Source organism: Hamadaea sp. NPDC051192 (assembly GCF_040682475.1).
Lineage (GTDB): Bacteria > Actinomycetota > Actinomycetes > Mycobacteriales > Micromonosporaceae > Hamadaea > Hamadaea flava.
The window spans coordinates 1-7,863 of sequence record NZ_JBFBAZ010000230.1; the positions used below are offsets into that span (position 1 = coordinate 1).

General features: G+C 69.8%; 9 protein-coding genes. 5 read left to right on the forward strand and 4 right to left on the reverse strand.

Annotated features, from left to right (window positions below; all coding sequences use genetic code 11):
• The 3 genes from AB0M47_RS41145 to AB0M47_RS41155 all read left to right on the forward strand — a co-directional run.
• Window positions 1–1,544, forward strand: a 1,544-nt coding sequence (locus AB0M47_RS41145; RefSeq protein WP_363424034.1) for a discoidin domain-containing protein, incomplete at its 5' end; no start/stop codon positions are given.
• Window positions 1,545–1,620: 76 nt separating this feature from the next.
• Window positions 1,621–2,568, forward strand: coding sequence for a hypothetical protein (locus tag AB0M47_RS41150; protein ID WP_363424037.1), 948 nt, complete (start codon window positions 1,621–1,623; stop codon window positions 2,566–2,568).
• A gap of 201 nt (window positions 2,569–2,769) precedes the next feature.
• Window positions 2,770–3,501: a DUF2071 domain-containing protein gene (locus AB0M47_RS41155; RefSeq protein ID WP_363424055.1), complete on the forward strand. Its 732-nt coding sequence runs from the start codon at window positions 2,770–2,772 to the stop codon at window positions 3,499–3,501.
• Here AB0M47_RS41155 and AB0M47_RS41160 read toward each other — a convergent pair.
• A complete protein-coding gene (locus AB0M47_RS41160) occupies window positions 3,498–4,172 on the reverse strand; it encodes a response regulator transcription factor (RefSeq protein ID WP_363424040.1) in 675 nt (224 codons plus the stop codon). The two genes, AB0M47_RS41155 and AB0M47_RS41160, sit on opposite strands and share 4 nt — an antisense overlap.
• 71 nt (window positions 4,173–4,243) lie before the next feature.
• On the opposite strand from AB0M47_RS41160, the gene AB0M47_RS41165 reads away from it, so the two are divergent.
• Complete coding sequence (locus AB0M47_RS41165; RefSeq protein ID WP_363424042.1) at window positions 4,244–5,443, forward strand: sensor histidine kinase; 1,200 nt, start codon at window positions 4,244–4,246, stop codon at window positions 5,441–5,443.
• Window positions 5,444–5,609: 166 nt separating this feature from the next.
• On the opposite strand, the gene AB0M47_RS41170 is transcribed toward AB0M47_RS41165, so the two are convergent.
• Together AB0M47_RS41170 and AB0M47_RS41175 are read right to left on the reverse strand one after the other, a co-directional pair.
• The gene (locus tag AB0M47_RS41170) at window positions 5,610–6,167 is read right to left on the reverse strand and encodes a hypothetical protein (protein WP_363424045.1); all 558 of its coding nucleotides are present in this window, start codon (window positions 6,165–6,167) and stop codon (window positions 5,610–5,612) included.
• A 7-nt stretch (window positions 6,168–6,174) separates the two neighbouring features.
• Entirely contained in the window at window positions 6,175–6,603 is a 429-nt protein-coding gene (locus tag AB0M47_RS41175; protein ID WP_363424048.1) for a nucleoside deaminase, read from the reverse strand.
• Between the two features lie 84 nt (window positions 6,604–6,687).
• Here AB0M47_RS41175 and AB0M47_RS41180 point away from each other — a divergent pair, with 84 nt between their 5' ends.
• Entirely contained in the window at window positions 6,688–6,885 is a 198-nt protein-coding gene (locus tag AB0M47_RS41180; protein ID WP_253752982.1) for a hypothetical protein, read from the forward strand.
• A 30-nt stretch (window positions 6,886–6,915) separates the two neighbouring features.
• Here the strand turns inward: AB0M47_RS41180 and AB0M47_RS41185 are convergent.
• Window positions 6,916–7,863 (reverse strand): DUF222 domain-containing protein (locus AB0M47_RS41185; RefSeq protein WP_363424052.1); only part of this gene is annotated, 948 nt, incomplete at its 5' end.

Genomic DNA, 7,863 nt, shown 5'->3' on the forward strand with positions numbered 1-7,863 from the left:
ATCCCCAGTGGCTCCAGGTCGACCTGGGCGCCACCGCGACCCTCAGCCAGGTCACGCTGACCTGGGAGGCGGCGTACGCGACGGCGTACCAGGTCCAGGTGTCCGCCGCCGCAGGCGGTCCCTGGACGACGATCTACAGCACCACCACCGGAACGGGCGGGGTGCAGAACCTGAGTGTGAGCGGCTCCGGCCGGTACGTCCGGGTGAACGGCACGGCGCGGGCCACCGCGTACGGCTATTCGCTGTGGGAGTTCCAGGTCTACGGGGAGTTCACCACCTCCGCCTGCGGCACCGGCAACGCCGCGCTCAACAAGCCGGCCACCGCCTCCTCCACCGAGAACGCCGGAACCCCGGCGAGCGCCGCGGTCGACGGCAACACCGGTACGCGCTGGTCGAGCGCGTTCGCCGACCCGCAGTGGCTTCAGGTCGACCTCGGCTCGACGCAGACCGTCTGCCAGGTCGTGCTGACCTGGGAAGCCGCGTACGCGACGGCGGACCAGGTGCAGGTGGCGACCTCGGGGAGCGGTCCCTGGACAGCCGTCTACAGCACCACCACGAGCACCGGCGGAACCCAGACCCTCACCGTGAACGGCTCGGGGCGCTACATCCGGGTCTATGGCACGGCGCGCGCGACGGCGTACGGCTATTCGCTGTGGGAGTTCGCGGTCCGCACGACCGGATCCACCACCTCGCCGAGCCCGACACCGACCCCGTCGCCGACGAGCGACTCGTTCTGGGGTGACACCAGCACCATCCCGCCCGCCACGAACGTCGTCATGGTCAAAGTGCTCAACCGCACCAACGGCAAGTACCCCGACAGCCAGGTGTACTGGAGCTTCAACGGGCAGACCCACTCCATCGCCGAGCAGCCCTACCTCGACATGCCCGTGAACTCGGCCGGCCGGATGTACTTCTACCTCGGCTCGCCGACCAGCCAGTACTACGACTTCATCGAGTTCACCGTGGGCGCCTCGGTCTTCAACGGCAATACCACCCGCGTCGACGCGTTCGGCGTCAAACTCGCGATGCGCCTGCACGCCCACGACGGGTACGACGTGGCGGTCGGCGAGGACCAGGCCACCTTCGCCGAGGACCGCGCGGTCACCTTCCAGAAGTTCATCAACGAGGTACCGCAGGAGTTCAAGGTGCTGGCGCAGACGCAGGCGCCCTACCGCATCATCGCGCCCGGCAGCGACCCCAGCTTCCGGACCGGCGGCGTCAACGCCACCTACTTCACCAGCTACGCCAGTTCGGTCGGGGTCTCCGCGCCCACGTCCGACATCTTCGGCTGCGCCGGCGTCCTGGCCAACGACGCCGGCCTGTGCTCGGCGCTGAACCGGCACGTCGCGCACCTGCCGCAGGCCCAATGGTCGACGCCCAGCCTGTACTACCAGGCCGGACCGGCCAACTACTACGCCAAGTTCTGGCACGACCACGCCATCGACCGGCTCGCGTATGGGTTCCCCTACGACGACTACGCAGGGCAGTCGTCGTTCGTCTCCCACGGCAACCCCCAGTACCTCCTGGTCGCCGTCGGTTGGTGAGCGTCCGCGCCGGGGACCGGTCCCACCGGTCCCCGGCGCACCCTCCCTGCTTGCGGACACGTGCTGCACTGGCCGAATGCTGACCGAGATCGAGAACCGCCTGACCGCCGCCGCCGCGGCTCTGCGCGAGCACGAGGTCACTGAGGCCCGTCGCGAAGACCTGCTGGTACGCCGAAAGGCGTTGCACGACCAGGTAGCGGAGTTGCGCGTACGCGCGACGGCGGAGCAGCGGGACGTCGACGCGCTCGGGCGGCTGTCGCTGAGTTCGGTGCTCGCCACGCTGCGGGGGCGCCGGGACGAGGCGCTGGCGCGGGAACAGGCCGAAGCCGCGGCGGCCGCGTTCAAGCTCGCCGACGCGGAGGCGAGGCTGGCCGCGGTCGACCGCGAACACTCGGCCGCCGAGGCACGGCTGCTCGACCTCAGCGACGCGCGGTACGCGTACGAGCAGATCCTCGACCAGAAGGAGGACTTCCTCGCGCGAGCGGGCGGACAAGCCGGCCGCCGGTTGTTGAGTCTGGCGGCGGACCGCGGACGGCTCGACGGGGAGATCACGGAGCTGGCCGAGGCGATCGACGCGGCCGAGGCAGCCGCCCAAGCGCTGGGCACCGCACAATCCTTGCTGGGCAGCGCGTCGGGCTGGTCCACTTACGACACTTTCTTCGGCGGCGGCGCGATCAGCAGCACGATGAAGCACGATCGGCTCGACGCGGCCGCCCGCGCGGTCGGGGAGGCGAGTGAGCTGCTGGCCGTCCTGCGGACCGAGCTCGACGACGTCTCCGGGTTCCGCGTCCAGCTGCCGAACCTCGCTGTCGACGGGATGACCCGCTTCCTCGACGTCTGGTTCGACAACATCTTCACCGATCTGAAGGTGCGGGAGCAGATCCGGGAAGCCCGGATGGACCTCGAACTCTGTGCGGACGCCGTCGGCGAGGTACGCGGCCGGCTGGACGCCCGCCAGGTCGCGGCGGCTGACAAGGCGGCGAAGTTGGAGCAGGAACGCCGCGACCTCCTCGGGGCCGCCTGATCGGTCGCGGAGCCCCGGCCGCCGGTGAGAGGATCAAAGGGTGCGCATCGGGAACTGGGACGTGCGGCCGCTCGGCGGCGCGACAGGCTGCCTGATCATGATCGCCGTCTCGATCGGGCTGTCGATCCTGCTGACCGTCCTGCTCAACGTGGTGTTCTGACGTCGTGTTCTGACGTCGTGTTCTGAGGAGTGGCCGTGGCAGTGGCCGTCGAACCGGTGACCCCGCTGACCCCGCGACCGGTACGCCGGCGGTTGCTGGTCCAGGAGTGGCGGCGGCTGACCCTGCTGCACTGGCCGATCGACCCCGCGCTGGTCGCCGGACTCTTGCCTGCCGGTACGCGCCCGGACACCCTCGACGGCGTCACCTACGTCGGGCTGGTGCCCTTCGAGATGTACCGCGTCGGGCTGCTGGCCGGACCGGGGTTGCCCTACCTCGGCACGTTCCCCGAGACCAACGTACGCCTGTACTCCGTGGACGACGCGGGCCGCCGTGGGGTGGTGTTCCGATCCTTGGACGCCGCACGGCTGATCCCGGTCCTCTGCGGCCGGGCCGCGCTGCGGCTGCCGTACATCTGGTCGTCGATGCGCATCCAGCGCGCCGAAGACGTGATCACCTACACCTCGCGCCGCCGCTGGCCCGGCCCGCGTGGGCTGCCGAGCCGGGTGACTGTACGGATCGGCGCGCCGATCGCCGAGCCGAGTCCGCTGGAGCAGTTCGTCACCGCGCGCTGGGGTCTGCACGTGTCCTGGTACGGCCGCACGCTCTACCTGCCCAACGAGCATCCCGAATGGCCGTTGCACCAGGCCGAACTCCTCGACCTCGACGACGGCCTGCGCGGGGCGAGCGGCGTACCGGTGCCGGACGGGCCGCCGGTGAGCGTGCTCTACTCGCCGGGCGTACCGGTGAAGTTCGGGCCGGGGCGGCTGCTCTAGGGCGCCTGCATGCGACGTGGCGTCACGAGGCCCGCCTCGTACGCGTACACGACGGCCTGAGCGCGGTTGGTCAGGCGGAGCTTGACCATGGCGCGGTTGAGGTGCGTCTTCACCGTCGCCTCGGAGACGACGAGCTGATCAGCGATGTCCTGATTGGACAGGCCACGGGCCACCCAGCGGACGACTTCGAGTTCCCGCGCGGTCAGCGTGGCGAGCTGGTCGGCATACTCGCCGGCGCCGGGCACCCCCGACGGCGCGTACGCCTCGATGAGCCGCCGGGTGACGGTCGGCGCGAAGAGCATGTCGCCCGCGGCGACGGTGGTGACCGCGGCCAGGAGGCGCTCGGGCGGCGTGTCCTTGAGGAGGAAGCCGCTGGCCCCTTCGCGAAGCGCTTGGTAGACGTATTCGTCGAGATCGAACGTCGTCAGGATCAGGACCCGCGGCGGGTGGTCGCCCTGCGAGACGATCTGGCGGGTGGCGGAGATGCCGTCGAGACCGGGCATCCGCACGTCCATCACGACCACGTCGGGACTGTGCTCGGCCGCCATCGCGATCGCCTGCTTGCCGTCGGCGGCGTCGCCGACGACTTCCATCCCCGGAGCGGCGTTGAGCAGGGCTACCAAGCCGGCCCGGATCAGAATCTGATCATCTACGACGAGGACCCGGACCACGCGCAGGATAGTACCGTGCGGAGTCACGTCGTCTGCAACTTCTGTAGTAGACCCGCGAGTAGGCTTCGGCCGTGCCTGACGCCCACCCCCGGCGCCGCCTCACGATGCCCCGGCTGCCCCAGTTCCCGCCGCTGCTCGACGTCCTGCTCGCGGTCGGCTACACCACGCTGGCTGTGCTCATCGGGCGCGAGGAGCACAACGAGTGGCTGTCGCTGGACACGACCGGCTACGTGCTGACCGGGCTGGCCAACCTGCCCGTGGCGTTCCGGCGGCGGTTCCCGGTGGCCGTCGTGATCGTCTGCGGGCTGTCCTGGCTGATCTTCATCGGGCTCGGCTACTTCCCGGCGCTCAACGCGTACGGGAGTCTGGTGGCGCTCTACACCGTCACGGCCGACCGGCCTCGATGGATGGGCCTGACCTCGGCCGTCGCGCTGGCCGGCGTCTGGGTCTACTCCGGCCTGCGTACGCCGGACTCGTCGATGGCGACCGTGATGGTGATGGCCGTCGTCATCTTCATGGCCGTCTGGAAGTTCGGCGACAACGCCCGCAAACTCTCACTGCGTAATGTCGAGTTGGCCGCGGTCACCGAACGGCTCCACCGCGAACAGGCCGACCGCGCCCGGCGAGCGGTGGCGGACGAGCGGATGCGAATCGCGGGGGAGCTGCACGACATCGTCGCCCACCACATGTCGGTCATCGCCGTCCAGGCCGGGACGGCCGGGTACGTCTTCGACAGCCAACCCGATACCGCCCGCTCGGCGTTGTCGGTGATCGCCGGGGCGGCCCGGGAAGGCAACGAGGAGCTGCGCCGCATCCTCAGCCTGCTGCGGGCGCCGACGGGCGGGGCGACCGAACCGCCGCAAGAGGCCGCGCCCGGCGTCGAACTGGTCGAGCGGCTCGCCGACCGGATGCGGGCGGCCGGCGTACCCACCGAGGTCGAAGTGCTCGGCCCCCGCCGCTCGCTGCCCGCCGGGCTGGACCTGTGCGCGTACCGGGTCATCCAGGAGTCGCTGACGAACGTGCTCAAGCACGCCGGCGAGGCCAGCGCCACCGTCACGCTGGACTTCCGGGGCGAAGAGTTCCTGGCGACGGTCGCCGACGACGGGGCGAGCACCCGGCAGGATCCCGGGAACTCCCACGAGGGTCACGGCCTCATCGGCATGCGCGAACGGGCACGCCTCTACGGCGGAAGCCTGGCCGCCGGGCCGCGCCCCGGCGGCGGATTTCAGGTGGTGCTCACGCTGCCCACCCCCGAGGGGACTACAGCCTAGGTTTACCCCGACTACAACTTCTGCGGTATGCCGAAGTCGATCTTAGTAGCGATGCCCTGACCAGCGGGCCATGAGATCATTTAGCGGGTCGAACGGGGGGTGGGCGGCCGGGTCGTCCCGGCCGCCCCCTGACTCACTACGTGAATACGTTCACCGTCTGCCGCCCTCAGGTGTCGACGATGGCCAGCTCGTGCAGGTAGTCGTCGAGGAATGCCGAATCGCCGACTGGTCCGGTGCGGTCCAGCCAATAGTCGGCCACTATCGATGGCACGAGCCGGTCGACCGCGACCAACGCCGCCCTCAGTTTCGCCAGCCGGTCGGGGTCCTGCGTCTCGACCTGGAACCAGATGCTGCCGACCTTGGCGCCGTCGGCCTCCACCTTGACGAAGAGATCGGCGCCCCCGCCGTAGCAGTAGGCGTCGTCCTCGTAGGAGCCATAGGGATCGTGGCCCTCGAACCCGCCCGACGCGGTCGCCGCGAAATCACGTACACGCGGCAGGACCGCGGCGAGGGCCACGTCGGCGTCGTGGACCGTCAGGCCGGCGGCGGCGTAGTCGTCGCGCGGCGCCCGAATGACGTGCACGCCGGTCCAGCCGACGCCGTCCGGCGCCTGGTCGGCGGCGCCCGCCCCGGCCGCTTCGTCGAGGTCTCGTGCGACTTCGGCCCCGGCGGCGAGCGGGTAGAGCCGCCGCATGCCGACGTCGTCCTCGTGGATGTGAATCACTGGCAGGTCACTTGTAGTAGGTCTCGATGGGTACGCGGGCGGCTTCGAAGAGAGCCGGCCCGTCCTGGGGCACCGTCGGCCACGCCGACCCCGGGTTCAACTCGACGAGCTGCTCGGCGGAGAGGGCGTACACGACGCGGCCGAGCCCGGACCGGATGATGCCGCCGGAGCACATGCCGCACGGCTGGCAACTCGTGTACATCGTGGTCCGCGCCGCCGTCTCCGGGTCGAGTTCGCGAGCCGCCCAACGGGCGAGCTTCAACTCCGGATGGGCGCTGATGTCGTTGTCCCGCTTAACCGTGTTGTGCTCCTCGATGAGAATCGTGCCGTTCTCATCGGCCAGCAGCGAACCGTAGGGTGCGTCGCCCGAGGCGACGGCCTCCGCCGCGATCTCGATGGCCCGCTGGAGCAGGGTCTCGTCCTGTGCGCTGATCATAGGTCTCAGGCTATACCGATGATCATCGCGCGCTCTGAGGAAACTCTGAGCCCACGGCGTTCCCCGAAGCCGCATCCTGTCAGCGTGAGCGTGTACGCCCTCATCGTGCTGCGCAGCCTGCTCGTCTTCGACACGCTGCTGCTCCTGGTGGTCGGAGCGGGGCTGGCCTACTTCATGGAGTTCCCGGCGGGCGTGCTCTTCGGCGCGGGCTGCTGGCTGCTCGCGGGCATGCTGATCGGCGCCGTACGCCACGTCGACCGGCTGTACGACCGCCGCGGCTGACGGCACATGTCGTGTAGAAGCGCTTATCACTCAGCATTGTCGATGGAAGGTGTTGCGGACTGCTCTTCGGAGTGGGTCGACGAAGGCCGGCGGGAGGAATTCGGGGAATCCGTCCGGTCTCATCTGGACGTCCCAGTGCCCGTGGTGGATCTCCCGGTGGTGGAATCCGCAGAGCAGCACGGAGTTGGCGAGGCAGGTGTCGCCGCCGTCTGCCCATGACTGGATGTGGTGGCCGTGGCACCACTGGGGTGGCCGGTCGCAGCCGGGGAAGGCGCATCCCTTGTCCCGCAGGACGAGTGCGCGGCGGAGTGGGCCGTCGATGAGGCGTCGGGCGCGGCCGACGTCGAGGACTTGCCCGTCGCCGCCCAATACGGCGGGGATAATCATCGCGTCGCAGGCCAGGCGTCGCACGGTTTCTGGGGTGAGCAGGTCGCCGGTGTCGAGCAAGCCCGCCCCGACCTTGGCTTGGAGGGCGTCCCAGGGCAGGGTGATCGTCAGGTGTGGCTTCTCGCCGCCGTTGTGGGGCAGTTCGCCGGCGTTCATGATCCGCTGGCACACCTCGACGAGGGCATCGGCGCGGCGGGCTCCGGCCGAGCGCAGATCTGGCTCACCCGGCAGCACGCGGGCAGCAGCGCAGTCGTCGTCCACCGCGTCCGCACCGCGTCCCGCGTGAATGCATTCCCTGACGGTGCCTACGGCATCAGCTCCGTCGCCTGCATGCCTACCGCAGGTTGCATCGCCGCACTCGGTGGGTGTGGCGGCGGCTGTCGGGGCGGGTTTGCGAGGTCCGGACAATGGATCCAGCGCGGTTCGCACGATCGCGGCTGCTTCAGCGTCGAGGATGCCGCGGACTCGGTATTCGCCTTCGCCGTGGGGGACGAGAGTGAAGTCGCGGCGGTCGTAGGCGGAGCGTTCGGCGCGTTCCAGATCCTTGCGAAGCTTGTCCTCGGCGATCTCCGGCGCGACCGTCTCCAGGAT